This is a genomic window from Xanthomonas arboricola (assembly GCF_003353015.1).
Taxonomy (GTDB): Bacteria; Pseudomonadota; Gammaproteobacteria; order Xanthomonadales; family Xanthomonadaceae; genus Xanthomonas; species Xanthomonas arboricola_E.
Window position 1 is genome coordinate 1,442,183 of the sequence record NZ_QREM01000009.1, and the last position, 25,660, is coordinate 1,467,842.

23 protein-coding genes and 1 riboswitch are annotated in these 25,660 nt (G+C 66.8%); of the genes, 13 read left to right on the forward strand and 10 right to left on the reverse strand.

Annotated elements, in window-relative coordinates; all coding sequences use genetic code 11:
- Positions 1 to 68: 68 nt before the first annotated feature.
- The 3 genes from C0541_RS16690 to C0541_RS16700 are packed head-to-tail and all read left to right on the forward strand — an operon-like array spanning position 69 to position 2,692.
- A complete protein-coding gene (locus C0541_RS16690) occupies positions 69 to 1,340 on the forward strand; it encodes a pyridoxal phosphate-dependent aminotransferase (protein WP_115050024.1) in 1,272 nt (423 codons plus the stop codon).
- Complete coding sequence (locus C0541_RS16695) at positions 1,340 to 1,963, forward strand: SGNH/GDSL hydrolase family protein (protein WP_115050026.1); 624 nt, start codon at positions 1,340 to 1,342, stop codon at positions 1,961 to 1,963. The genes C0541_RS16690 and C0541_RS16695 overlap by 1 nt, the downstream gene beginning before the upstream one ends.
- 57 nt (positions 1,964 to 2,020) lie before the next feature.
- A complete protein-coding gene (locus C0541_RS16700) occupies positions 2,021 to 2,692 on the forward strand; it encodes a methyltransferase (RefSeq protein ID WP_115050028.1) in 672 nt (223 codons plus the stop codon).
- 801 nt (positions 2,693 to 3,493) lie between these two features.
- Here the strand turns inward: C0541_RS16700 and C0541_RS16710 are convergent.
- Positions 3,494 to 5,683, reverse strand: coding sequence for a TonB-dependent siderophore receptor (locus C0541_RS16710; protein ID WP_115050030.1), 2,190 nt, complete (start codon positions 5,681 to 5,683; stop codon positions 3,494 to 3,496).
- 286 nt (positions 5,684 to 5,969) lie between these two features.
- Positions 5,970 to 6,746, reverse strand: a complete 777-nt coding sequence (locus tag C0541_RS16715; RefSeq protein WP_115050032.1) for a polysaccharide deacetylase family protein — start codon at positions 6,744 to 6,746, stop codon at positions 5,970 to 5,972.
- Positions 6,747 to 6,806: 60 nt separating this feature from the next.
- Between C0541_RS16715 and grxD the strand changes: the two genes are divergently transcribed.
- From grxD to darG, 3 genes are all read left to right on the forward strand, one after another.
- On the forward strand, positions 6,807 to 7,733 hold the full coding sequence (grxD, locus tag C0541_RS16720) for a Grx4 family monothiol glutaredoxin (protein WP_115050034.1): 927 nt from the start codon (positions 6,807 to 6,809) through the stop codon (positions 7,731 to 7,733).
- 305 nt (positions 7,734 to 8,038) lie between these two features.
- Positions 8,039 to 8,689 carry a type II toxin-antitoxin system toxin DNA ADP-ribosyl transferase DarT gene (gene darT / locus C0541_RS16725; RefSeq protein WP_115050036.1) on the forward strand — a complete coding sequence of 217 codons (651 nt, stop codon included), beginning with the start codon at positions 8,039 to 8,041 and terminating at the stop codon, positions 8,687 to 8,689.
- Positions 8,689 to 9,759: a type II toxin-antitoxin system antitoxin DNA ADP-ribosyl glycohydrolase DarG gene (gene darG / locus C0541_RS16730; protein WP_115050038.1), complete on the forward strand. Its 1,071-nt coding sequence runs from the start codon at positions 8,689 to 8,691 to the stop codon at positions 9,757 to 9,759. The genes darT and darG overlap by 1 nt, the downstream gene beginning before the upstream one ends.
- A gap of 237 nt (positions 9,760 to 9,996) precedes the next feature.
- On the opposite strand, the gene C0541_RS16735 is transcribed toward darG, so the two are convergent.
- Positions 9,997 to 10,557 (reverse strand): DUF924 family protein, encoded by a 561-nt coding sequence (locus tag C0541_RS16735; RefSeq protein ID WP_115050040.1) that lies wholly within the window; start codon positions 10,555 to 10,557, stop codon positions 9,997 to 9,999.
- 140 nt (positions 10,558 to 10,697) lie between these two features.
- Here C0541_RS16735 and C0541_RS16740 point away from each other — a divergent pair, with 140 nt between their 5' ends.
- The 5 genes from C0541_RS16740 to C0541_RS16760 all read left to right on the forward strand — a co-directional run bounded on the left by C0541_RS16740 (position 10,698) and on the right by C0541_RS16760 (position 14,959).
- A complete protein-coding gene (locus C0541_RS16740; RefSeq protein WP_115050042.1) occupies positions 10,698 to 12,095 on the forward strand; it encodes an amidohydrolase in 1,398 nt (465 codons plus the stop codon).
- Positions 12,092 to 13,372, forward strand: a complete 1,281-nt coding sequence (locus C0541_RS16745) for an amidohydrolase family protein (protein ID WP_115050044.1) — start codon at positions 12,092 to 12,094, stop codon at positions 13,370 to 13,372. The genes C0541_RS16740 and C0541_RS16745 overlap by 4 nt, the downstream gene beginning before the upstream one ends.
- A gap of 139 nt (positions 13,373 to 13,511) precedes the next feature.
- Entirely contained in the window at positions 13,512 to 14,078 is a 567-nt protein-coding gene (locus C0541_RS16750; RefSeq protein ID WP_115050046.1) for a hypothetical protein, read from the forward strand.
- Positions 14,075 to 14,491 (forward strand): DUF2809 domain-containing protein, encoded by a 417-nt coding sequence (locus tag C0541_RS16755; RefSeq protein WP_115050048.1) that lies wholly within the window; start codon positions 14,075 to 14,077, stop codon positions 14,489 to 14,491. Before C0541_RS16750 ends, C0541_RS16755 begins: the two co-directional genes overlap by 4 nt.
- Before the next feature lie 141 nt (positions 14,492 to 14,632).
- Positions 14,633 to 14,959, forward strand: a complete 327-nt coding sequence (locus tag C0541_RS16760) for a hypothetical protein (RefSeq protein WP_193725933.1) — start codon at positions 14,633 to 14,635, stop codon at positions 14,957 to 14,959.
- 501 nt (positions 14,960 to 15,460) lie between these two features.
- Here the strand turns inward: C0541_RS16760 and C0541_RS16765 are convergent.
- Entirely contained in the window at positions 15,461 to 16,276 is an 816-nt protein-coding gene (locus C0541_RS16765) for a GH12 family glycosyl hydrolase domain-containing protein (RefSeq protein ID WP_115050053.1), read from the reverse strand.
- 480 nt (positions 16,277 to 16,756) lie between these two features.
- Between C0541_RS16765 and C0541_RS16770 the strand changes: the two genes are divergently transcribed.
- A complete protein-coding gene (locus C0541_RS16770) occupies positions 16,757 to 17,701 on the forward strand; it encodes a DegV family protein (RefSeq protein ID WP_115050056.1) in 945 nt (314 codons plus the stop codon).
- A 756-nt stretch (positions 17,702 to 18,457) separates the two neighbouring features.
- Here the strand turns inward: C0541_RS16770 and C0541_RS16775 are convergent.
- The 6 genes from C0541_RS16775 to C0541_RS16805 form a co-directional block, all read right to left on the reverse strand.
- Positions 18,458 to 20,038, reverse strand: coding sequence for a CocE/NonD family hydrolase (locus C0541_RS16775; RefSeq protein ID WP_115050058.1), 1,581 nt, complete (start codon positions 20,036 to 20,038; stop codon positions 18,458 to 18,460).
- A gap of 379 nt (positions 20,039 to 20,417) precedes the next feature.
- Positions 20,418 to 21,392, reverse strand: coding sequence for a thiamine-phosphate kinase (thiL, locus tag C0541_RS16785; protein ID WP_115050060.1), 975 nt, complete (start codon positions 21,390 to 21,392; stop codon positions 20,418 to 20,420).
- A gap of 110 nt (positions 21,393 to 21,502) precedes the next feature.
- A complete protein-coding gene (nusB, locus tag C0541_RS16790) occupies positions 21,503 to 21,982 on the reverse strand; it encodes a transcription antitermination factor NusB (RefSeq protein WP_115050062.1) in 480 nt (159 codons plus the stop codon).
- Positions 21,979 to 22,443, reverse strand: coding sequence for a 6,7-dimethyl-8-ribityllumazine synthase (gene ribH / locus C0541_RS16795; RefSeq protein WP_039423375.1), 465 nt, complete (start codon positions 22,441 to 22,443; stop codon positions 21,979 to 21,981). The genes nusB and ribH overlap by 4 nt, the downstream gene beginning before the upstream one ends.
- A 252-nt stretch (positions 22,444 to 22,695) precedes the next feature.
- Positions 22,696 to 23,835: a 3,4-dihydroxy-2-butanone-4-phosphate synthase gene (gene ribB, locus C0541_RS16800; protein ID WP_115050064.1), complete on the reverse strand. Its 1,140-nt coding sequence runs from the start codon at positions 23,833 to 23,835 to the stop codon at positions 22,696 to 22,698.
- The gene (locus tag C0541_RS16805) at positions 23,832 to 24,434 is read right to left on the reverse strand and encodes a riboflavin synthase (protein WP_115050436.1); all 603 of its coding nucleotides are present in this window, start codon (positions 24,432 to 24,434) and stop codon (positions 23,832 to 23,834) included. The genes ribB and C0541_RS16805 overlap by 4 nt, the downstream gene beginning before the upstream one ends.
- A 162-nt stretch (positions 24,435 to 24,596) precedes the next feature.
- Positions 24,597 to 24,774, reverse strand: a riboswitch (FMN riboswitch).
- A gap of 218 nt (positions 24,775 to 24,992) precedes the next feature.
- Between C0541_RS16805 and C0541_RS16810 the strand changes: the two genes are divergently transcribed.
- Entirely contained in the window at positions 24,993 to 25,616 is a 624-nt protein-coding gene (locus C0541_RS16810) for a hypothetical protein (RefSeq protein WP_115050066.1), read from the forward strand.
- The last annotated feature ends 44 nt before the right edge of the window (positions 25,617 to 25,660 follow it).

Genomic DNA, 25,660 nt, shown 5'->3' on the forward strand with positions numbered 1-25,660 from the left:
TGCAAGCATGCCCGCCTGCCCTATTTCCGCTACCATGCCAAGCCTCACGCCTACAACCGGCCTGCCGTATGTCCACTGCCCCGCAAAAGCCGCTCGCCATCCGCGAGCGTCTGTCCGAAGTCCGCTACGAAATCCGGGGCGAGCTGGCGCGACGAGCGCGGGAGCTGGAGGCGCAGGGCCGCAAGCTGATCAAGCTCAATATCGGTAACCCGGGCGCGTTCGGGTTCCGTGCGCCGGAGCATCTGCAGCGTGCGATCGCCGACGACATGGGCCGCACCGATCCATACACCCATCAGCAAGGCCTGCCGGAAGCGCGCGAGGCCATCGCCACCGCATATGCGCGGCGCCAGCATCCGGATGCGCATCCGGACCGCATCTTCGTCGGCAACGGCGTCAGCGAGCTGATCGACCTGTCGCTGCGTGCGCTGCTCAATCCCGGCGACGAAGTGCTGGTGCCCTCGCCCGACTATCCATTGTGGTCGGCGGCTACCATCCTCAACGACGGCCGCCCGGTGTATTACCGCTGCGCGCCGGAAAACGGCTTCCAGCCGGACCCGGTGGAAATCGAGACATTGGTGTCTTCGCGCACCCGCGCCATCGTGCTGATCAATCCGAACAATCCCAGCGGCGCCAGTTACTCGCGCGAGCTGCTGGAGCGCATCGTAGCCATCGCCAGCAAGCACAACCTGCTGCTGATGGTCGATGAGATCTACGACCAGGTGCTCTACGACGACGCCGCCTTCGTGCCGGTGGCGCCACTGGCCGGTGCGCACCCATGCATCACCTTCAGCGGCCTGAGCAAGGTGCACCGCGCCTGCGGCTGGCGCGTGGGCTGGGCGCTGCTGTCGGGCGAGCAATCGCGCATCAACGACCTGCGTAACGCGATGGACCTGCTCGGCGCGCTGCGCCTGTGCGCCAACGTGCCGGGCCAGTACGCCATCGACGCGGCCGTCAACGGGCCGGACACCATCTCGGCACTGTGTGCGCCGGGCGGCCGCCTGTACGAAACCCGCCGCGCGGTGATCGAGGCCTGCGCGGCCAGCGAGCATTTGTCGCTGGTGGCGCCGGCCGGTGCGCTGTACGCGTTCCCGGCGGTGGTCGGCCCGGCCGCGCGCAACTTCGACGACCATGAATTCGCGCTCGACCTGATGAACGAGGAAGGCGTGCTGGTGGTGCCGGGTTCCAGTTTCAACGTGCCCTACCGTCACCATTTCCGCGTCACATTGATGCCGGAAGCGGCAGTGATGCGCGATGTGTTCGCACGCATCGACCGTGCGCTGACGCGCCGCGCCGAGGCGGTCACCAAGGTGGTGCCGCTCAAGTCACGCAGCGTGGCCTGATGGCGGCGGCCGGCACGCCGCTGCGCTATCTGGCGCTCGGCGATTCCTACACCATCGGCGAAGGCGTTTCCCCCGGGCAGCGCTGGCCGGTGCAACTGGTTGATGGCTTGCACGCCTACGGCTGGAATGTGGCGCCGCCGCAGATCATCGCCACCACCGGCTGGACCACCGACGAGTTGCAGGCCGGCATCGATACGGCCGCCCCGCAGGGGCCATTTGAGCTGGTGAGCCTGCTGATCGGTGTCAACAATCAATACCGCGGGCGCTTGCTGGACGCGTACCGCAGCCAGTTCGATGCGTTGTTGCTGCGTGCGATCGACTTGGCCGGCGGTATTGCGCCGCGCGTGTTCGTGCTGTCGATTCCGGACTGGGGGCTGACCCCGTTTGCGCATGCGCACGGCGGCGATGCGGCGCTGATCGGTGCCCAGATCGATGCCTTCAACCGCGTGGCCGCCGAACGCTGCGCTGCACGCTCGGTACGCTTTGTCGACATCACCGCCACCAGCCGCGATGGCGGCGACGCGGCCGACATGCTGGTCGACGATGGCCTGCACCCCTCCGGCGCCATGTATGCGCGCTGGACCGCATTGGCACTGCCTGCAGCGCGCGATGCCCTAAGCTAGCCGCGCACCACGCCTCATTGCCAAGGAACGACATTGCACAGCACCGCTACCCAACCCATGAGCCGTACGCAGGCGCTGGCGATCGCGCGCGCGTTCCTGCCGCCGCATCCGCTGGGCAATCGCTACGACTACTACTACACCCAGGCCAAGCTGCGTACCGACCCGCTGTATCCGGGCGTGCTGGCCGAGTTGCGCAACACCACCGCGCCGGTGCTGGATCTGGGCTGCGGGCTGGGCCTGCTCGCGCACGCATTGCGTGCCGACGGCCAGGCACTGGCGTATCACGGGGTGGATGTGGACGCGTCCAAGATCCGCCGCGCGCAACACATCGCGCAGCGCTCGGCACTGGGCAATACGCAGTTCGCGGTGGTCGACCTGAGCGTGGCCTGGCCGCAGCACCGCGGCAGCGTGACCATTCTGGATGTGCTGCAGTATCTGCAGGCCGACATGCAGGCCAGCCTGCTGCGCAGCGTGGCGCAGATGCTGACGCCGGGCGCGAAGCTGGTGATCCGCAGCGCATTGGGCGATGCCAGCAGCCGTGGCCGCACCAGCCGGGTGACCGACGTGCTGGCGCATCTGAGCGGCTGGATGCAGCGCATGCCGCGCAGTTATCCCACCCGCGACAGCCTGCAGGCGCAGCTGGATGCCGCCGGTCTGCGTGCGACATTTGCGCCGTTGTATGGCAACACGCCGTTCAACAACTGGCTGATCGTGGCCGAGCCGCGCTGAGGCGCTGCACGAAGCACTTGGCTCGCTTTAGAACGGCTGACAAGACGTAACGCGCGGTCGCCGGATGGGATGTGGACGGCACGCAAGGACCAGGATTGAGGCGCGGCATGCGGCATCGAGCACCGGCCGCGCAGTTGTTTTGACAGCCGCTGTTGACGTAATGGGGATGATCCCAGGCCACGTTGTCCCAGGCCAGTATCCTCACCGCACCAGAGAATCCGCTGGTTGCCTTCTTGAAAAACCCTGCACACCGACCATCCCGAGAGGTCCTTGCCCGCCCACCGTCGCGGGACCTTACGCGGCATGGATGCCGCGTAAGAGCCTCCATGGACGGATTCACGGCGTGTCCCGCGNTCGCGGGACCTTACGCGGCATGGATGCCGCGTAAGAGCCTCCATGGACGGATTCACGGCGTGTCCCGCGATGGTGGGCGGGCAAGGGCCATGCAGCCAAGCCGCAGAGCAGCCGCTCTACAACTGATCCATCCGCGCCGACCAATCACTTCGGGACAACCAAGCCATCGAGTCACCGCCGTTTAGATGCAGGCAAAGGCTTGGTTAGCCGAGTGCGCGGCGCCCTCACCGCTCGCGGGACACGCCGTGAATCCGTCCGTGGCGGCTCCGCGGCGGCATCCTTGCCGCCACACGGTCCCGCAAGCGGTAAGGGCACCGCGCCAGAGAGTTTGCAGGCTGCTTTGTTGAAGGCCATGCACAACGACCATCTCGTCTGGTCCCTGCCCGCCCACCGCCGCGGGACCTTCGGCGGCACGGATGCCGCGAAAGCGTGCCGTCTTGCGCAAGGTCAGAACTTCCAGGACAGCGTCAGCTCCACATCGCGCGGGTCGCCGTAGATCAGCTGGCTCTGGTAGACGATGTTGGCGTAGTACGTGCGGTCGAACAGGTTGCGCACGTTGAGCTGCGCCGACCATGCCTGGTTGATGTCGTAGCGCGCCATCGCGTTGGCCAGCACCACGCTTCCCTGGCTCAACCGCTGCGTGCTGCCCTGTGGCCCGGACATCAATTCGTGGATGGCCGACTGCCAGCTCAGCCCACCACCCACGCGCCACGGGCCGGTTTGCCAGCTGGTGAACAAGGTAGCTTCGCGACGCGGGCTGGTTGGATTCACATCGACGCCGCTGGCATCGTTGGCATCGAACTGGGCAAAGCCGAACGCGATCCGCCACTGCTCGGACAGCTGCCCGTCGAGCTGGAATTCCACGCCCTGGCTGACCGTGCCCTTCGCCGCAAGGAAGGCCTGAGTGGTGGTGCCGGGCACGAACTGTCCGGGGTCGTTGACCGCCGGGTTGTCCTGCTCGATCCGGAACACCGCCAGCGCCGCGTTGAGCTGGCCGCCGAGGTATTCGCCCTTGGCGCCGACCTCGTAGCTGTTGCCTTCCAGCGGGGCGAGATAGCGCCCGCTGCGGTCACGGTTGTTTTGCGGCTTGAAGATGCCGGTGTAGCTGGCGTAGAGCGAATGGTGGTCGTCCACGTCCAGGATCAGGCCGGCGTACGGCGTGGTGCGGCCACGGCGCTCGTAGGTGTTGGCCGGCACCAGCTGATCGGTGTTCTTCCAGTCGGTGACGCGTGCGCCGACGATGGCGGTGAGCGCGTCGGTCAGGCTGAAACGTCCGGCAGCGTAAGCGGCTACCTGGCGCACATCGCGCTCTTCGCCCTTCACCAGCGGCGTCCATTGCGGCTGCGCCATGCTGCCGGTCCAGGCGTAGACGCTTTCGGCCGTCAGCAGCTGCGACGGCTGCGGCCCGTTGGACCAGCTGCGCACGTTGCGGTTCATCCAGGTGGCACCGGCGACCAGTTCGTGGTTGCGGCCCCACCAGGTCAGCGGCACGCTGAGGTAGGCATCCAGGCTGTTTTGCGCAGTGAGTGCGGGATAGCGCCCACCAAAGTTGGTGGCAAGGCCCAGGCCGGTAGCGCGGTCCGGGTAATCGAAGTAGCCGAACAGCACCGACTTCCAATCGGCTTCGAAACGCTGATGCGAGTACTCCACGTGCAGCTGTGCACCGTTGTCGAAGCGATGGGTCAGGCCTGCGAAGGCATTGGTGGTGTCGGCCACGCCGCGCGCCCAGCGCGGCGTGAACGAATCCGAGCGTGCAAAGTCGGTGCGGCTGCCGTCGCTGAAGTACGCCGGCACGCCGCCCCAGGTGGTGCCGCGGCCGTCGTTGCGCTGCTTGTTGACGCCGATGTAGCCGCGGGTGGCATCGCTGAAATCCGCATCGACGATGCCGTAGAACAGCGACGACTGCTTGCTGTAGTAATCGCGGAACGACTGCTTGTCCTCGTAGCTGGCAACCACCCGTCCACGCACGTTGCCGGCGGCGTTCAACGGCGATTGCAGGTCGAGCGTGCCGCGATAGCGGTCCCAGCGCCCTGCCGACAGATCGACGCGACCGGTGAACACATCGCTGTCGGCATGCTTGCGCACCAGGTCGATCGATGCCGCCGGGTTGCCCGCGCCGGAGGTCAGGCCGTTGGCGCCGCGGACGATTTCCACCCGGTCGTAGATCGCCATGTTCTGCTGCACATCGCCGGTGTAGTCGGTGGGAATGCCGTCGATGCGGTAGTAGTCCACTTCGAAGCCGCGCGCATTGATGTAGGTGCGCTCGGTGTCCCAGGTCGGCGAGTTGAAGCCGGCGACGGTGTCGGTGACGTCCTGCAGCGATTGCAGGTTGCGGTCGAGGATCTGCTGGCGGGTCACCACCACCACCGACTGCGGCGTCTCGCGCAGCGACAGCTCCAGCCGGGTCGAACTGCGCGCGACATCGGCAGTGTAGGAATCGGTGCCTTCGGTCGCGGCGCCGCGATGGGCCTGGATCTGCAGGCGGTCCAGATCGACCGGGTCGCGCGTGCCCGACTGCGCCGCAGCCGCCAACGGCCACGCGCAGGCCAGCGCCAGCAGGGACGACGCCAGCGGGAGCTGCGGCGAACGGAAATCTGCACGCATGACAGCGCGCGCAGTGACGATGCAATGGGACATGGAGTCAGCCTCAAGAGCGGAGATGGCCGTCGATGACGGCTTGAGGCTGGCGCCGGCAGCGCCCTCGAAAGGCGCGCACCGTTTGCTGGCTGGGGGCGCATGGTCGATCCACGTTAAATCGCTGTCAATACATGCGTGGATCAGCGCCGGGTTTCGACGCCGCTGGCTCCGGGCGGCTCCGGCACTACCGACGATGCGCCATACCGGAGCAGGTCCGGCAGACACGGACGATGGATCATCCCTGCGTGGGCCCGCGTCACCTCATCGCGACGCGGTCCGCAGGACCTCAGTCCGGACGCCGCCCCGCCAGGCCGCGCGCGCGCATCGCTTCCAGCACGCCGCGCAGGATGGTGAGGTTGTGGCCGTGCGCGGCGCCTTCGTGCAGCAGCACGATCGCGCCGGGGCGCAGGTCGCGCACGATGCGGGCCACGGTGGCCTCCGGCTCGCAGCGCACCCCGTCGAAACCGCGCGCGCTCCAGGCCACGCGGGTCAGCCCGTGCGCACGCAGCGGCGAGGCGACGAAGGGATTGGTCATGCCGACCACCGAGCGGTACAGGCGCGGCGCCTGTCCGGTGATGGCAGCCAGGGTGCGCTGGGCCAGGCCGATCTCCTGCGCCATGCGGCGCGGTCCCAGCGCCCAGAACCAGGCCTGCGGATGGGTATGACTGTGGTTGCCGATCCCGTGCCCGCGGCGCACGATCTCGCGCACCAGTTCAGGCCGCCGCTCGGCGCGTGCCCCGACCACGAAGAACGTTGCCTGGGCATCGTAGGCGTCGAGCAGGTCCAGGATCGCCGGGGTGTCGTCGGAGGGGCCATCGTCGATGGTCAGCCACACCTGCGGCGCGCGGCCCGGCAGGCGCGCCAGCACCGGTGCGTACAGGCGCGCGCGCGGCAGGAACACCGGCACCACGAACACCGCATGCGACAGCAGCAGCGCCGGCACGCCCCAGACCCAGCCCAGATGCCACCACAGCAGCGCCACCGCTGCCTGCGAGAGGGCCAGCAGGCCGACCCAGCGGTACGGGTGCGAGGGGATGCGATACAGCGTTTGAAGCGTGGTCATGCCGCATGATGCCACGCGGCGTAGAATGCCCGGACTCCACGATCTGACCGAAGTGCTGCCATGTCCCTCGATCCCGCCCTGCGTTCCCGCATCGATACGCTGCTGCAATCCAGCCGCGTGGTGCTCTTCATGAAAGGCCAGCCCGGCATGCCGCAATGCGGTTTTTCGGCCAAGGCGGTCGGCGTGCTGGACGGCCTGGGCATCGACTATGCCCACGTCAACGTGCTGGCCGACCAGGAGATCCGCGAAGGCATCAAGGCCTATGGCGACTGGCCGACCATTCCGCAGCTGTACGTGGACGGCGAACTGATCGGCGGCAGCGACATCATCCTGCAGATGGCCGACAGCGGCGAGTTGAGCAGCATGCTCGGCCTGCAGGCGCCAGACCGGACTCCGCCCAGGATCACCATCACCCCTGCCGCGGTGGAGATGCTCAAGGGCGCGCTGGCCGATGCCCCGGATGCCTCGCTGACGCTGGCCATCGATGCCAACTTCCAGCCCAACTTCCAGCTGGCGCCGACCAACCCCAACGCCATCGCCGCCGAATCCAACGGCCTGCGCGTGCAGTTCGACCTGGCCAGCGCCCGCCGCGCCGACGGCATCACCATCGACTGGGTGGACGACATCCGTGGTCGTGGCCTGGCCATCGACAATCCCAACGCGCCCAAGCCGGTGCAGGAGCTGTCGGTGCGCGACGCCGACGACCGCCTGAAGGCCGGCACGCTGACCCTGGTGGACGTGCGCCCGGCCGATGAGCGCGCACTGGCCACGGTCAATGCACCGTTCCGTACCCTGGATGTGCACGAGCGCGCCGCTATCGAACAACTGCCCAAGGACACCCCGCTGGCGTTCCTGTGCCACCGTGGCGGGCGCAGCCTGCAGGCGGCCGAGCACTTCCGCGGGCTGGGCTTCAGCAACGTCTACAACGTCACCGGCGGCATCGACGCATGGTCGGACGACGTGGACAACGGCGTCGCCAAGTACTGAGCACAGACGCGTCGCGCCAGTGTTAACAGCGCGGCACGGAGAGACGGGCGCTCCAGTGAGCGCCCGTCTCTCGTTGCAAGAACGTTTCGGCCAGCTATTCCGCCAACCCGTGCCGAGCTGGCTACAATCGGTCAATCCACACGCTGGGCACGATCTGCAAGCCCCGTTACAGGCGGGAAAATCTCTTCTGTGGCCTGCAGACTCTGGTTTCCGCTGCGACAGGAAATTCCACCGGCCTGCTAGCTATGACAGTCTCAACCAGCCATTCACGCATCGAGCCATGCGATAGGGATCAGGATTGACGGATGTCTAGGCACTATCCCAATCTCAACCCCAAAAAAGCCCTGATCTGGCGCATCGTTCATCGCGACAACCTGCCCTGGATCCTGGACAACGGCCTGCATTGCGGTAACAGCGGCCTGCTGAGTTCTGACTGGGTCAGCATCGGCAACCCGGAGTTGATCGACAAGCGCGCCACTCATCCTGTGCCGCTCGCACCAGGCGGGGTCCTGAACGATTACGTGCCGTTCTACTTCACTCCATTTTCGCCGATGCTGCGCAACATCCATACCGGCTGGGGAGGTATTCAACGACGGACGAACGAAGAGATTGTGATACTCGTTGCTGGCCTACATCATGTCGCGGCACGAGGATGGTCCTTCCTGTTCACCGACAGCCACGCCTATTATCAGTTGACAACGTTCCATTCCGATTTGGCCAACCTCGACAAGATCGACTGGCCATTACTCCAGGCGCGCGATTTTCGGCGCGACCAGGAGGACCCGGCCAAGTTCGAGCGATATCAGGCCGAAGCATTGGTGCACCGATACTTGCCAGTCGATGGCTTACTCGGCATCGTGTGCTACACGGACGACATGAAGCTGTCCATCGAGCATCAACTCAAGGCTCGCAACCTGACACTTCCCGTTTATGCCCGCCCCGAGTGGTACTTTTGATGATTACGTTCACGCAAGGAAATTTGCTGCAGGCGCGTGTCGAGGCATTGGTCAACACGGTCAACACCGTCGGCGTGATGGGCAAGGGTATTGCGCTGATGTTCAAGGAGCGCTTCAACGAAAATTTCCTCCGGTATGCCGCTGCCTGCAAGGCAAAGCAGGTGCGCACCGGCAAGGTGTTCGTCACTGCGGTCAACGAACTGAACGGACCACGCTGGATCATCAACTTTCCGACCAAACAGCACTGGCGTGGCGATTCGCGAATCGAATGGATTAAGGAAGGATTGCAGGATCTGCGCATCTTCTTGATCGAGAACAGGGTCGAATCGATTGCCATCCCGCCACTGGGCGCAGGCAATGGCGGCTTGGACTGGGCCGAGGTGCGTCCGCTGATCGAAGAGGCGCTGGCCGGTCTGGAAACCAACATTCTCGTGTTTGAGCCCACTGCGAAGTATCAAAACGTCGCAAAGCGCTCCGGCGTGGAGAAGCTGACTCCAGCACGCGCATTGATTGCCGAACTGGTACGCCGCTATTGGGTACTAGGCGTGGAATGCAGCCTGCTGGAAATCCAGAAACTTGCATGGTTCCTTGAACGCAACATCGAGCGCGCGGGCTTGCCCACCCTGGATTTGCGCTTTGCGCCACACAAGTACGGGCCGTATGCCGACCGTCTACGCCATCTTCTGGACGGGCTGGACGGCAGCTATCTCCACTGTGACAAGCGAATCGGCGACGCTGATCCCCTAGATATCATCTGGTTCGATGATGCCCGCAAAAGCTTTGTCCAGACCTATCTCAAGAGCGAAGCCAGACAGTATGTGCCGGCACTGGAAGCTACTGCGGCCTTGATCGATGGCTTTGAATCTCCTTTCGGCATGGAGTTGCTGGCAACGGTTGACTGGCTAATTGTGCAGGAAAGTATCTCCCCGCAAGTGGCAGACATGCGCGAGGGTATACGCCACTGGCCGGGCGGCCCGGACGCAGCCGTGCGGAAAGACAGGCTGTTCGATGACCGCGCCCTGGGCATCGCCTTGGAACGACTGACATCAAGGGCAAGCGCAGTGACCTGAATCATCGAGCTGCGCTATTCCGCGCTGCATGTTTGCTGAAACTCCCGGTGTATCAGACAACGTGGCGAGTCGTAAGGCGGGTGCGGACGGCGCGCTCTGAAGCGCAGTGTAAGAGTGGTACATGCCGATGGCGAACACCATCCGCCCCCGCCTGACGGCCGCGCAGTGATATTGCTGGAATCTCTTAGTACGCGCGTTATCAGACTCCTCAAGGCGAGCGACATCCGTCGCCGTCCCTCAGCCGGCAAATCCACCTTCATCGAGAAACCGCTGCTCTTCGGCGGTGGTCTCGCGTCCCAGCACCGCATTGCGATGCGGGAAGCGTCCGAAGCGCTGGATGATCTGCTGGTGCTCCACCGCCCAGCGCGTGGTTTCCGCATCGTCCAGCGCGGTGATCAGCTGCACCGAACGCGCCTGCTCCTGCAGGTCTTCGGCATGCTCGAACGGCAGGTAGAAAAACAGCCGCAACTGCGCCGAGACCTGCTGATCGAAGCCGCTGGCGAGCGCCTGCCTGGCCTGGGACAGCGCCAGGCCATCCGTGGCATAGGCATGCGCACTGCCGCGGAACGCGTTGCGCGGGAATTGGTCGAGCAGGATCAGCAAGGCCAGTGCATCTTCGGCGCGTTCCATCCAGTGCGCATACTCGCCACGCGCCGCCGCGAAGTGCTGCTCGCTGAAATGCTGGCGGAAGTTGGCATCGAACGCATCGTTATGGGTGAACCAGCGGGCCGGGCCGGCCAGTTCCCAGAAAGCCAGCACCACGTCGGCCTGTTTGTTGCGTTCTGATTTGACGATCATCGACGTTTCCCCTGACGAATACGGCACAGCATGCACATGCGCATGTGATGAGGCCGCCGCCACCGGCGATGCAGCACTTGGCAAGCACGCCGCCGGCCGCTAGGTTTGCCGCTGACGTTTTCGTTACACCGGGGAAATCCATGCGTTCCATCCTGTTCGCCGCCCTTGGCGCGGCGCTGCTGTGCGGGCCTGCGTCTGCGGCATCGCGTTTCGTGCAAGACCCCTACCCCAGCACCTACCACGCGCTTGCGTCCGGTCCGGTGCTGATCCAGCACGCCACCGTGCTCACCGGCACCGGCCAGCGGCTGGACGACGCCGACGTGCTGCTGCGCGACGGCAAGGTGGCCGCGGTCGGACGCGGGCTGGAGGCGCCAGCCGATGCACGCCGCGTCGACGGCACCGGCAAGTGGATCACCCCCGGCATCATCGACGTGCACTCGCATCTGGGCGTCTACCCCAGCCCCGGCGTCGGCGCGCATAGCGACGGCAACGAGATGACCGCGCCGGTCACCCCGAACGTGTGGGCCGAGCATTCGATCTGGCCACAGGATCCGGGCTTCGGCACCGCCCTGGCTGGCGGCGTCACCTCGCTGCAGATCCTGCCGGGCTCGGCCAACCTGATCGGCGGGCGCGGCGTCACCCTCAAGAACGTGGCCTCCACCACCTACCAGGGCATGAAGTTTCCCGGTGCGCCCTGGGGCCTGAAGATGGCCTGCGGCGAGAACCCCAAGCGCGTGTACGGCGAAAAAGGGGGCCCTGCCACCCGCATGGGCAACGTCGCCGGCTACCGCGCCGCCTTCATCGATGCGGCCGAGTATCTGCAGAAGAACGCACCGAAGAAGGCCGAAAAGAAGCGCCACTGGTGGAGCCGCGGCGGCGACAACGACAGCAGCGGCGATGCCGGCGGCAAGCGCGACCTCAAGCTCGATACGCTGGCCGGCGCGATCAACGGCGACATCCGCGTGCATATCCACTGCTACCGCGCCGACGAGATGGCGACCATGCTGGACCTGTCCAAGGAATTCGGCTTCCACATCGCCGCCTTCCACCACGGCGTGGAAGCCTACAAGCTGGCCGACCGGCTGGCGCAGGACAACGTCTGCGGCGCGCTGTGGGCCGACTGGTGGGGCTTCAAGATGGAAGCCTTCGACGGCATCCAGGAAAACATCGCGCTGGTCGACCGCCCGGCCAACAGCTGCGCCATCGTGCATTCGGATTCGGAAGAAGGCATCCAGCGCCTGAATCAGGAAGCGGCCAAGGTGATCGCCAACGCGCGCCGCAGCGGCATGGAGATCCCGCCCGAGCGTGCGATCCGCTGGCTCACCAGCAATGCCGCCAAGGCGCTCGGCATCGAGCAGCAGACCGGCGCACTGGAGCCGGGCAAGATGGGCGATGTGGTGGTGTGGAACGGCAATCCCTTCAGCTCCTACGCGCTGGCCGAACAGGTCTACATCGACGGCGCGCAGGTCTACGACCGCCGCAACCGCGCACTGCAGCCGGTCTCGGACTTCATGCTCGGCCAGGAGGTGGCACGATGAGCCGCGCCAGTCTTGTTCGCCCGCGCCTGCGCGCGATCTCCGCAGTGGTCTTGGCAGTGCTTGCCCTGCCCGCATTCGGCCAGCAGGTGCTGATCCGTGGCGCCACCGTGCATACCGCCACCGCACAAGGCACGCTGCGCGATACCGATGTGCTGGTGCAGGGCGGGGTGATCCGCGCGATCGGCCGCAACCTGGCCGTGCCCACCGATGGCCGCGTGGTCGAGGCCAGGGGCCGCCCACTGACGCCGGCCCTGTTCGGCGGCATCACCGAGATCGGCATCGAGGAAGTCTCCGGCGAAGACAGCACCGTGGACAGCGGCGTCAAGCTCAGCGACCAGCCGATGCGTCCGGAATTCGACGTCACCCTGGCCTACAACCCCGATTCGGTGCTGGTGCCGGTGGCGCGCGTGGAAGGCATCGGCTTCACTGCACTGGGCGCGACCACCAGCGGTGCCTTCATCGCCGGGCAGGGCGGCGTGGTGCGGCTGGACGGCAGCCCGGACCCGGTCGGCCCGCATGCGTTGTTCATCCGCATCGGCGCGGCGGCGTCCGACCTCACCGGCAGCTCGCGCGCCGCGCAGTGGATGCTGCTCGACCAACTGGTGGCCGAAGCGCGCGGACGCGTGCCGGCCGACTCGCCGCACGCGCTGCTGACCCCGGTCGGCCGCAGCGTGCTGGCCAACTACCTGGGCGGGCAAGGCCGCATCGTGGTACAGGTGGAGCGCGCCGCGGACATCCGCCAGTTGCTGCGTTGGGCGCAGCGGGAAAAGGTGCGCATCGCCATTGCCGGTGGCACCGAGGCCTGGAAGCTCGCGCCGCAACTGGCGCAGGCCAACGTGCCGGTGCTGGTGGACGCGCTGGCCGACCTGCCGTCCACCTTCGACCAGATCGGCGCGACGCTGGAAAACGCCGCACGTCTGCGCGCGGCCGGCGTGGAGGTCAGCTTTGCCCAGAGCGGCGATGCCTCGCACAACGCGCGCAAACAGCGCCAGCTGGCCGGCAATGCGGTGGCCAACGGCTTGCCGTGGGAAGCCGGCCTGGCCGGCCTGACCCGGGTGCCGGCAGAGATCTTCGGCGTGGCCGATCGCATCGGCAGCATCGCAGTCGGCAAGCAGGCCGACCTGGTGCTGTGGGAAGGCGACCCGCTGGATGTCGCCCACTATGCCGAGCAGGTCTGGCTGGGCGGTCGCGACATGCCGATGCGCTCGCGCCAGACCGAGCTGCGCGAGCGCTACATGCAACCGGCCGGCGCATTGCCGCGGGCCTATCTGAAGTGATCGGGAGCGGCGTGCGGTTGCGCGCGCCGCCGTTGCGATACCGCCACATTGCGACAGCTGCCGGCGCCGCGTGCGCTGGCACACTGCATGCCTTGCTCGCCGGCAGCATGCCGGCGGCATCGTCTGCAAAGGACTGTCCATGCGCCTGTCATGCATCCTGATCGCATCGCTGGTGCTGCACCCACTCGCTGCCTTCGCCCAATCGGGCTGGGTCGACCGGCAAGGCCGGTCGGTTCCCGCCTCGCCCAGCCGTACCACCGTGCAGGACTTTGGCGCCAGCCTCCTGGTGACTTCCGATGCGGACTGGGAGCAAAAATGGAACACGCCCAGCGATACCGTGCCGCACTTCAAGGCCGTCGATCATGTCGGCACCGGCGAGGCGTTGTTCGTGCTGACGTTCCTGTCCAACCCCGGCCTGGACGAGCGCCGCCATGCCGATGTGGTGTGCAGCATCCGGGTGACCGACCCCACCGGGCATGTGGCGCAGGACACGGTCGATACGCCGTGCCTGCAGGGCGAGATCAAGGGCGCCCCCCGCAATGTCCATCTGGCGCAGGCGACCTTGCAGGTGATTGCCGAAGCGAGCGATCCGCCCGGCCGCTGGCAGGTGCAGGTCACGGTCAAGGACCGCCGGCGCGGCGTCAGCATTCCGCTGACCGGCGCGTTTACGCTCGGGCGCCAACGCACCCGCGTGCCAGCGCAATGATCCGCATGACGTTGGGCGTGCGCTGCGTCTACCTGCTGCTCGCACTGGCCGTGTTTGTCATCGAAGTGGCGATCGGCGCTGGCACACTGGGCGGGCCCTGGGTGCGCGGCAGCCTGGGCGATGTGCTGGCGGTGATCCTGGTGTATTGCGGGTTGCGCGGTGTGCTTGCGCTGCCGCCACGCCGGGCGTGCGTGCTGGCGGTGGCGATCGGGTGCCTGATCGAAGGGCTGCAGGCGCTGCATCTGGCCGACCGGCTCGGGCTGCGCCCGGGCAGTGCGGCCTACATCGCGCTCGGCAATACCGCCACCGTGCACGACCTGCTGATGTATCTGGTCGGCGGCGGCGTGGCGTACATCGGCGATGTGCTGTCATGCCGCATCGCTGCGTCTTCCCGGCGGCAAACGCCGCATTGATGCATTCCTTCGGGCCTACCGCATGTTTTCCGTCTCCTCATTGGCACTGACCGACAGCGTTGGCGTCCTGTTTCGGCAGCAGCAGCGGCGTGCCTGCGCCGCCGCTGCGTCACCGTGACCTCGCTGTTCCAGGGAGGCGGCTTGCGCTCGATCGACCGCGTCGTGCTGCGCCAGGCACCGGCCAATCTGCTGCGCGGGCTGGAAGCGGTCGGCGGGCGGCTGATCCTGACCGCCGATGCGCTGCACTTCCAGCCGCATCCCTACAACCTACAGACCCGGTCGCTGACCGTGCCCCTGAGCCAGATCGCAGCACTGCAACCGCGCTGGACGCGCTTGTTCGGCCTGCTGCCGGTGGCGCCAACCTCGCTGGCGGTGCAGCTGCCCGACGGCGCCGAGCACCGTTTCGTGATCGGCAAACGCGAGCAGTGGATGACCGCCATTGCCGCGGCGCGCGACGCCCTGCGCTGACGCTCTCCGGCAACTGCAGACGCACCGATGCGCAAGGTCGCAGGCGGCGACGCAGGCAGCCCTGCGAATCCCCGACGAACAGGTGGCCGGGTGCGTGCGGGTCCACGCAGCGAGCGCGCCACCCGCGCAAGGCAGGCATCCAGGCATGGCCGCCTGCAGATACAAACCGTGTTGCCGCAGCAGGCACACGCTGCCTGGTAAGCAAGACTGCCCGACACCCCGGATCACCGCTTGCAGCTGCGGGCGGCCCTTGCTGGCGTGCTTGCGGAACAACCGCGCGCAGGCGACACCGTGCGGGCCGATCACCGTGGCCTGGCCAGTGCGCGACGCACGCAGTGCATGCGCCGCGCAGCTGCCACCTCGTCGACCCTCAAGCGGTCGGCGGTCTTCGATGATCGTCCGGCCAGCGCAAATGATGCGGGAAGCGGCGCGTGTCGTGCTGCACGCCGGTATCCGGCACCACGTGCGCAGCCTCAGCCATGCGGCCGACGGGCGCCGTACTTACTGCGCATCCAGCGTCGCGCTGACCTTGGCCCAGCCATTGCCGCGGACCACTTCAAAACCGGCTTCGGCTGCATGCAGATACATGCTGTTGTTGTAGCGCCCATCCTTGGACCGGTTGGTCTGCAACCAGTTGAGGAAGGGCTTGGCGTCCACGTTGAGGCTGCCGCTGGTCTTGAGCGTGGCCTGCCCGGCGGTACCGGTCGGGATGAAGGTGTAGACGTAGTAGCCGGCACCGGAGTTGAAGCCCTCCCACAGGTCGAAGGTGCGCCCGCCGGCGGTGATCACCTTGCTGGCGGTCAGGGTGCCGATCGGCCAGGAGTTGTGGTCGCCCCAGATCATCACCTCCAGCTGGGGATTGCCCTTGGCGGTATCCCAGCGGAAGAAGATGTCGTAGGCAAAATCGCCTGCGAGATTGGTCCCGCCCGCGCTGTAGCTGAACTTGAGCGGGATCTTGCTCAATGAGGATATCTGCCGCGGAAACAGCGTGTCGCTGGTCGGGTTCCAGTCGTAATGCCAGCCGCGCACGATCGCCGGGTAGCCATAGAGGTTGTAGTCGGCGAAGTTGAAGGTGACGGTCAGCTCCGGCGTACTGCCGGTGCCGAACGTGCCCTGGATGATGTTGTTGGGATCGTTGAAGTTGTTGACCCACGCATAGTGGTTGCCGAAGATCTTGTAGGGACCGGCCAGCGCCGCCGGCGCCAGGGCCACCAGACCCACGGCCAGCGCAGCCTTCCACCAGCGCGATGCGCGCCGCCGCGTGGCCGGCGCCTGTGTGGCGGTCTGAGTGAGGATGCTGGATTGGCTGTTTTGCATGTTGACTCTCTCCGTGTGGGTTCAGCGCGGCGATGCCGGTGCGGCAGCGTCGAGAAGCCGCTTTGCAGCGGGCGCGTTGGACCCTAGCAGCGGGGTTGTGAGGGGAGCTATAGCAATTGCGGCAGGCCTCGCTCGCCATCCGCGATAGCGGGCGCTACCTGGCAACCGAAGCGTGCGCCGATCCTCAGTTCGCAGCGCAAAGTGCGGCGCGACCGGATGTATCGGTCATCTGCATGACGGCGCGGTGCACGCCAATGGTGCATAGCCACATGGGTATGGCCCGCGTGTCGGCCGCACCGGTGGCCGCTGGCGCAACGACGCCTGCGCCGGCATCGCGCCCTGCCCGATGCCCGGCGCCAGGCTCCCGTCGCGCAGTCATTGCACAGGGCTGCCCGGGGGTGATCGGCAGGCCTACTCGCGTCCGCTGTTTTGCGATAGCGTTCGCAGTTACAGAGCACGCAACAGCCGGAGGGGGCGACGATGCGCATCGGGATCGTGGTGGACAGTGCCTGCGATGTGCCGCAGGACTTCATTGAACGCAACAACGTCATCGTCTTGCCGATCAGCGTGCGCATCGGCGAAGCGGTGCTGGCCGATCACCGCGATGAGGAAGCGACGCTGAGCTTTTTGCAGGCGCATGTGGCCGAACGCGGGCACGAGGCGGAGACCACGCCGCTTTCGGTCAACCAGATTCGCGACCTGTTCCTGCAACGGCTGGTCATCGACTACGACCACGTGTTCTGCCTGACCATCTCCAAGCTGCGCAGCCAGATCTACGACAACGCGATGCAGGCCAGCTTCGCGATCCTCAACGACTACAAGCCGATCCGGCAGGCCGCCGGCCATACCTCGCCATTTGCGCTGCGCGTGATCGACACCCTCAACCTGTTCGCCGGCCAGGGCATCACCGCCGTGGAAGCAGTACGCCTGCGCGAGCAGGGCCAGGGCGTTGCGGCGATTCGCGGCCGGCTCGAACAGCTGGCCGAGCACACCTATGGCTACATGATTCCGCGCGACCTGTACTACCTGCGCGCGCGTGCACGCAGCAAGGGCGATCGCAGCGTGGGCCTGATCGGCGCCGCGCTCGGCAGCGCGCTGGATATCAAGCCGGTGCTGCGCGCCTACCGCGGCATCACCGAGCCGGTGGCCAAGTTGAAAGGTTTCGAGCCGTCGGCCGAAAAACTGTTCGGCTTCACCGTGCGCAAGATCCGCGAGGGCTTGATGACGCCGACCGTATGCGTAGGTTACGGCGGCGAGCTGGCCGAGTTGCATGCGCTTCCCGGTTACGCTGCCCTGCAGAACGCCTGCCAGACGCACAACGTGGAACTGTTCGAAAGCGTGATGAGCCTGACCGGCATGGTCAACGTCGGCAAGGGCGCACTGGCAGTGGCATTCGCGGCCGAAGCGCATACATTCTCGGCCTGACCGCATGCATTCCTGGCCTGAAAAACATGGTCGACGGTGGCGCCCTGACTGGCCGCGGGATACGCCGTGGATCGACACACACGCAGCCGACAGCTCGGGGCGCGGCATCATTTATCAGATGCAATCAAAAGCCAAGTTCGCCGAGTGCGCGATGTCCTCACCAGACGGTTGGTCGGCCACCTTCTTGAAAGCCTGCTGCTCGGCCTGCGGTGGGCAGACGGAACGTTTGCAGGTTGCATGCGGAAGGCCTGCCTGTTGCTCCGCCTGCGCCAGAACTGATCAGGCGTAGTCAGACGCAGCGCGATCCGAACAGCGAGCGCCACGCCTTGCTTGCAACTACATACACCGACCATCTCGACAGGTCCTTGCCCGCCCCGCGTCGCGGGACCTTACGCGGCAGGGATGCCGCGTAAGCGCTTACAAGGACGTNCTTGCAACTACATACACCGACCATCTCGACAGGTCCTTGCCCGCCCCGCGTCGCGGGACCTTACGCGGCAGGGATGCCGCGTAAGCGCTTACAAGGACGTCCTTGCAGCGTGTTCCGCGATGGTGGGCGGGCAAGGGCCCTGCAGCCGGGCAACCGCCCTGACGCTCTGCAAGACTCCCAGCGCCGGAAAGGACATCCCGCCGATCAGGTCGGTCGTGTCCGGGTGGGTTGCCGTTACGCATTCAATGAACGGCGATTGGTCCACGCGTACACCTGATCGGGGGGACGCGGTCGGCCACCCACCGCGCCGTTAGCCCGGCGCAGCGTTACCGCAACGGCACGTTCAATACCGATGGCGTTGCCACCGGCGAGGTGAACGTCACCGTGCCGCCGCCATCGCTGGCATCGGTATAGCGCGCGTCGTGCGTGTCGATTACCAGCACCAGGCGCTGCCCTGCCGGAATCTCCGCAGCAGCCGCCTGCAGCGGCCAATCCAGCGTCACGGCGCGGCCCGGCGTGGCCCCGCGCAGCGAGTACGGCGCATGCGTGATCAGTTGCGCCACCCCCAATGCATCCATGCGATACAGATACGCGAACAGGCTGAGCGTCGATTGGCTGGGCACCACGGTCACGCGCAGCGATGGACTGCCGGCCAGCCGGCGTGCCGTGTTCGACGGCGCGCCCACCCACACTGCCGCGCCGATGCGATTGACCAACGGAATCGACGTGGTGACCGGCACGCCGATGCCTTGCAACAGACCGCTGACCAGTACCACGCCCGAGTCCGCCAGCGTCGGCACATCGGTGGCGATGCGCGATTGCCATCCGCTGGCGGTACCGCCGATCAGGCCGCCGGTGGGGCTGAGCAACCCGGCCGGTGCGGATAGCCCCAGGCGCGTGTTGCCCTGTTGCACCGACGCCCAGTCCGGGTACTCCAGCCATTGCCCCGCGCGCGGCGACAAGCGCACCGGCGCCTCGCCGTCCACGCCGTTGCGCAGCTGCTTGAGATGGCGATCGAACCAGCGCGTGGTCGCCGTATAGACCTCGTTGGGCAGGCCCAGCGCGCCCGGCAGTTCAGCGGTGGCGTGATCGCCCTGGCTGAGCAGCAACTGCTTGGGTCCGCGCAGCTGGTTGAAGAACGCGATGGTCTGATTCGGCGGAAACAGCCCGTCGTTGAAGGCGTTGCCCAGCAGCACCGCGGTGCCCCGCGCATTGAGCGCAGCCACCTCGCTCACCGGGCTGCGCGACGCGGCCTGCGGCAGGAAGCCCTGCACTGCGCCGTCGTAATCGCCAACGGCAACCCGTGTACTGATCTGCGCCAGATCCGGGCCGGGGCGTCCGGTCAACGCGCCGGCACCGACCAGGAGTCCAACGCCTTGCTGGCTGACGGTGCGATTGGAATACAGCGAGGCTTCCAGATCCGCCCAGCCGCTGAGTGCAGCCACGGCCTTGATGCGCGGATCGCGCTCGGCCGCCAGCAGGCTGATGCCCGCCCCGTACGAGATGCCCGACGCTCCGATCGCATTCGGGTTGGCCGGCGTATGCGCCAGCGCCCAGTCGATCACCGCGCTGACGTCTTCCACCGTGTCGGCACCGGCAATGTCGATCTGCCCGGCCGAGTCCCAGAACCCGCGCGAGGTATAGCTGACGACCACGTAGCCATCGCTGGCCAGTTGGGTCGCACGGCCGAGGTATTCCAGGTTCGGCAACGACCAGCTGGCCGGCATCACGATCAGCGGAAACGGCCCGCTGCCCTGCCCCTGCGGCACCAGGACCAGCGCGCCCATCGGCGCGCCATCCCAACCGGGAATGCGTTCGTAGGTCTTGCTGAAGGCGCCCGCCACTGCCGACGCCGAGGCCACCAGCATCGCCAGTGCGGCGATGCCTCCGATCCAACGCTTGTTCATGCCGATCTCTCCCACGCAAGGCCAGGCCGGGATGGCCCAGCGGCAACTGCCATGCATCCGTGGTTCGGGGGAGAACGTCACGAACGTACCAGACGGTACGGTATGGCTCAAGGGCCGGGAATCGGGAATCGGGAATCGGGAATCGGGAATCGGGAATCGGGAATCGGGAATCGGGAATCGGGAATCGGGATTCGGGATTCGGGATTCGGGATTCGGGATTCGGGAGGCGGGAGGCGGGAGGCGGGAGGCGGGAGCGCGTGTCCGCGATCGCGGACACGTGCTGAAGTGCAAGCCGGCGGGCGCCATCGTGTGGCCGATCCCGACCCGCAGACTTGGCTGCGATTCAGCACGCCCGCACAACGCCTCCTGCGCGAACCGCTCAGCCCACGAAGTGTTGATATCCGCGCTGCGGCGGCTGCCACGGCTTGCCGTCGGCGTCGTGGACCACCACGCCCGGCGTGGCCACGATCCGGCCGATGCGCGTCACCGCGACTGCGGCGAAGTCCATCGCCTGCAGCACCGCCTCGCGGTGTTGCACGGGCGCGGTAAAGCACAGCTCGTAGTCGTCGCCGCCGCCGAGTTGCCAGCCGATGCATTGCAGCGCGCTGGTCCCGGCGCTGCGCGGCATCGCCGGCAATGCCGTCAGCGCCAGCTGCGCGCCCACCCCGCTGCGCTCGCACAGATGCCCCAGATCGGCCAGCAAGCCGTCGGAGACATCCACACAGGCATGCGCAAGCCCGCGCAGGCGCAGCCCGGCCTGCACGCGCGGCTGCGGGCGCAGCAGGCGGCCGCGCCACTGCTCGTGCACCGGATCGGCCGCCGCGCAGGTCACGTCCAGCTGGCCGGCCTGCCACAGCGACAACGCCGCGGCCGCCTCGCCCGGCGTACCGGTCACCCACACATCGTCGCCCACACGCGCCCCATCGCGACGCAACGCCGCACCCGGCGGCAGGCTGCCGATCGCGGTCACCGCGCACGACAACGGCCCGCGCGTGGTGTCGCCACCGACCAGTGCGATGTCGTGCGCGTCGGCCAGTGCAAAGAAGCCATCGGCGAACGCCTCGACCCAGTCGGCATCGTCGTGCGGCAACGACAGCGACAAGGTGCACCAGCGCGGCTGCGCACCCATCGCGGCCAGATCGGACAGATTGACCGCCAGCGTCTTCCAGCCCAGATCCTCGGCACGCGTCTCGTGCGGAAAATGCACGCCGGCATTGAGCGTATCGGCGGTGATCGCCAGCTGCTCGCCCGGCGGCGGCTGCAGCAACGCCGCATCGTCGCCAATGCCCAACGGCACATCCGCACGCGCCGCAATGCGCGCGCGCAAGCGGGCAATTAGATCGAATTCGGGCATGGGGACGGGAATCGGGAGAAGGGAATCGGGAATCGCAAAAGCGCGTCAGGAGATATCGGAAACGGTGTTCTTACGATTCCCCATTCCCGGCTCCCCATTCCCGCGGCGCCTCAGGCGCCGCCGGTGCCCGACTCCACCTTGCGCCACTCCACCGAGGCGCGATCCAGCACGCCGTTGACGTAGGTGTGGCCGTGCTCGGAGCCGAAGCGCTTGGCGGTTTCGATCGCTTCGTTGATGACCACGCGGTACGGCACGTCCTGGCGATACAGCAGTTCATAGGCCGCCAGGCGCAGCACCGCACGTTCGATCGCGTCGACCTCTTCCACGCCGCGATCCAGATACGGGGTCAGCGCGGTATCCAGCTCGGCGCGGTTGCTCAGCACGCCTTCGACCAGGTTTTCGAAATAGGCCAGATCGGCCACTTCGTGCGCCTGCTCGTGCGCAAACTGGGAGATCACCTGCTTGGCGAACCCGCCGGAAATCTGCCAGGCATACACCGCCTGCAAGGCACGCCGACGCGCGCGCGAACGCAGCACCGGATCGATGCCGTCGCGACGGACGTGGCGGGCATGTCCACCGGACTTGCTCATGGCAACAACTCCATCAAATTGACCAGTTCCAATGCCGCAAGCGCGCATTCCTCGCCCTTGTTGCCATGGCTGCCGCCGGCACGCGCCTCGGCATCTTCCACCCGCTCGACCGCCAGCACGCCGTTGAGCACCGGCACGCCGGTCTGCAACTGCACGCTCATCAGGCCTTCGGCGCACAGGTCGGCGACGTGTTCGTAATGGCGGGTGTCGCCGCGGATCACGCAGCCCAGCGCGATGATCGCCGCATGCTGGCCGGATTGTCCCAGGCGGTTGGCCGCGATCGGAATTTCCCAGGCGCCCGGCACGCGGACCACGTCGATGGCGTCCTCGCCGATGCCGTTGCCGGCCAGGCTCTGGCGCGCACCGGTGACCAGCGCGTCGGTGATGCGGGCATTCCAGCGGCTGGCGATGATCGCAAAGCGCGCGGTGGTGGGGCGGAGATCGCCTTCGTAGTGGGTCATGCGGGTCGGCAACTCGAGGGGGCGGCAAGTTTAACAGCTGCCGGGGCCTGGCCCCTGCTGATGGGTGCCGGCCGGGGCGCCGAAGCAGGCCCGGCCACGTCTGCAACAGGCTGCGGGCGCACAGCAGCGGCTGGCGCAGCCGCAGGCCGGCGTGGTCGTTGCGCAACCACCGCAGGAACCGCTCGACCGACACGGTTCCTGCGGTGCGTGTGGCAACGACCGGAGCGCCGACGCCAGGCCGCCGGCCCTGCGTCAGGGCAGCGCGGCAACCGGCACCGAGCGCACGCCTTCGCCGGGATGGCATTCCAGGTACTCCACCACCTCCAGCCCGAACCCGGCCAGGCCCACCTGACGGCGCGGCGTGCCCAGCACGCGCAACTTGCCCAGGCCCAGCTCGGCCAGGATCTGCGCGCCGGCGCCATTACGCCGCCACTGGCTGACGTCCTTGGCGTTGGTGGCCGCTTCCGGTTGCTGGCGCAGCCGCGCCAGCAGGGATTCGCTGTCGCGCGGCGCCGACAGCACCACCATCACGCCCTGCCCTTCGGCGGCGATCGCACGCAGCGCATCGGTGGCCGCCACGCCGAAGTCGTCGCGCTGCCAGTGCAGCAGATCGGCCAGCGGGTTTTCCACCTGCACGCGCACCAGCGTCGGGGTGGCCGGATCGGGCGTGCCGCGCACCAGCGCAAAATGCAGGTCGTGCGCAATGCGGTCGCGGTAGGTCACCAATTGAAACGCACCGAACTCGGTGCTGATCTCGCGCGCGTCCACACGCTCGACGGTGTGCTCGTTGGCCAGGCGATAGGCGATCAGATCGGCGATCGACCCCATCTTCAACCCGTGCTCGCGCGCGAACACTTCCAGCTGCGGGCGCCGCGCCATGCTGCCGTCCGGGTTGAGCACTTCCACCAGCACGCCGGCCGGCTCCAGTCCGGCCAGCATCGGCAGGTCGCTGGCCGCTTCGGTGTGGCCGGCGCGGGTCAGCACGCCGCCGGGCTGCGAGATCAACGGGAAGATATGCCCCGGCTGGCTCAGGTCCTGCGGCTTGGCATCCGGCCGCACCGCGGTGCGGACCGTGTGCGCACGGTCGTAGGCGGAGATGCCGGTGGTCACGCCCTCGGCCGCCTCGATGCTGACGGTGAAGTTGGTCTGGAACTGCGCGGTGTTGTTGCGCACCATCGGTGCCAGGCCCAGCTGCGCGCAGCGTTCGCGGGTCAGCGACAGGCACACCAGCCCACGCGCGTGGGTCACCATGAAATTGATGTCCGACGGCTTGACCAGCTCGGCGGCCATGATCAGGTCGCCTTCGTTCTCGCGGTCTTCGTCATCGACGATCACCACCATGCGACCGGCGCGCAGTTCCTCGATCAATTCCGGAACAGGGGCGAAGTTCATGCCGCACCCCGCGTGCCGAGCAGGCGTTCGACGTAGCGCGCCACCAGATCGATCTCCAGATTCACCGCCGCGCCGACCGCCGTCCGCGCAAACGCGGTGTTGGCCACCGTGTGCGGAATCAACGCCACCTCGAAGCCGTCCTCGTCCACTTCGTTGACGGTCAGGCTGACCCCGTCCACGCAGATCGAGCCCTTCTTGGCGACATAGCGCAACACCGAAGGCGGGGCGGCAAACCGCCAGCGCTGCGCGCGTGCATCGTCATGCACCGACTGCACCTGGCCCAGGCCGTCGACATGGCCGCTGACCAGATGCCCGCCGAGGCGGTCGGTCGGGCGCATCGCGCGTTCCAGATTGAGCAGCGCGCCTTCCGGCAGCGCGCCCAGCGTGGTCAGCGACAGGGTTTCGGTGGACGCATCGGCCTGGAAGCTGCCGGCATCGAACGCAATCACGGTCAGGCACACGCCGTTGACCGCGATGCTCTCGCCCAGTTGCACAGAGTCGAATGGCAGGTTGCCGGTGGCGAAGGTGAAACGCACATCGCCGCCTTGCGGCTGGCGCGCTGCCAGATGGCCGACGCCTTCGATGATTCCGGTAAACATCAGCACACCCCCGTCTTTGATGACGACAGCGCGGACGCAGTGCGGTGGAAGATCGCGACGCAGCGCGACGGGTAACGCAGGGACATAGTCGTTTCTCGCAGGAGTTGAGCGAAAAACGCCACAAGGCAAACAGGCGCGCGCACAGCCGCAAGGCTGCGCGTTGGCCGTCTTCTTTCATCCGGACTATACCGTCGGCCCCGGCATCGCACCGGATCTGCTGACCTTGCGTCGCGGGGGTTGGCGTGGATCCGCTCAACTCCGATGCGCAAGCGCTCGCGGGCTCGCATGCTTGCGCATGCCTACCGCCGGTGGGGAATCGCACCCCGCCCTGAAGACGTTCGTGAGTACCGGCGAACCGGCATGCAAAGTCTAGCAGGGCCCATCGGCGCGATGGCTGAGCGTCAGCTGAGGCTGGCGGGACACTGCGTCGCGTCGGGACCCGCCCCATCGCCAGGATTGTGAAGAATATGTTAATTTAGCCACCGCGACGGGAGACGTCGCGTTTTCCCTCCCGCAACGGGACGGAGACACGGACATCAATTCGGAGAGAGACATCCAATGCGTAACACCCTGATCCTGGCTGCCCTGCTGGCCGCCGCACCGTTTGCCGCATCGGCCGAAGGCCTGAGCTATTCCTACGTCGAAGGCGGCTGGAACCGGACCGAAATCAACGTCAACGATGCGTCCGACGACATCGACGGCGGCTACATCCGCGGCTCCTGGCAGATTGCCCAGCCGACCTACCTGCTGGCCAGCTACGAGCGTGCCACCAAGGACTACAACCTCGGCAGCGGCTTCGTGATCGACGGCACCCTGCAGCAGGCCACGCTGGGGATCGGCTACCGCCAGGAAATGACCGAGCGCGTCGAGTTCACCGCCGACATCAGCGTGCTGCGCACCAAGATCGAATCCGACCTGCGCCTGCGCGGTCGCTCGATCGACAACGCGTCCGACTCGACCAACCTGGGCTTTGCCAACCTGGGCCTGCGCGGCAAGCCCTCGCCGCGCACCGAAGCCTGGATCAAGGCCGGCTACATCGACGGCAGCGACGTGGACGAAGGCGAATTCGTCGGCACCCTGGGCGGCCAGGTCAACTTCACCCGCACCTGGGGCCTGGTTGCCGAAGCGCAGTTCGTCGACAACGCCAACCAGTACAAGGCGGGCGTGCGCGCAAGCTTCTGACCGGCGCGCCGCAGATGCACGAAGGCCCCGCATGCGGGGCCTTT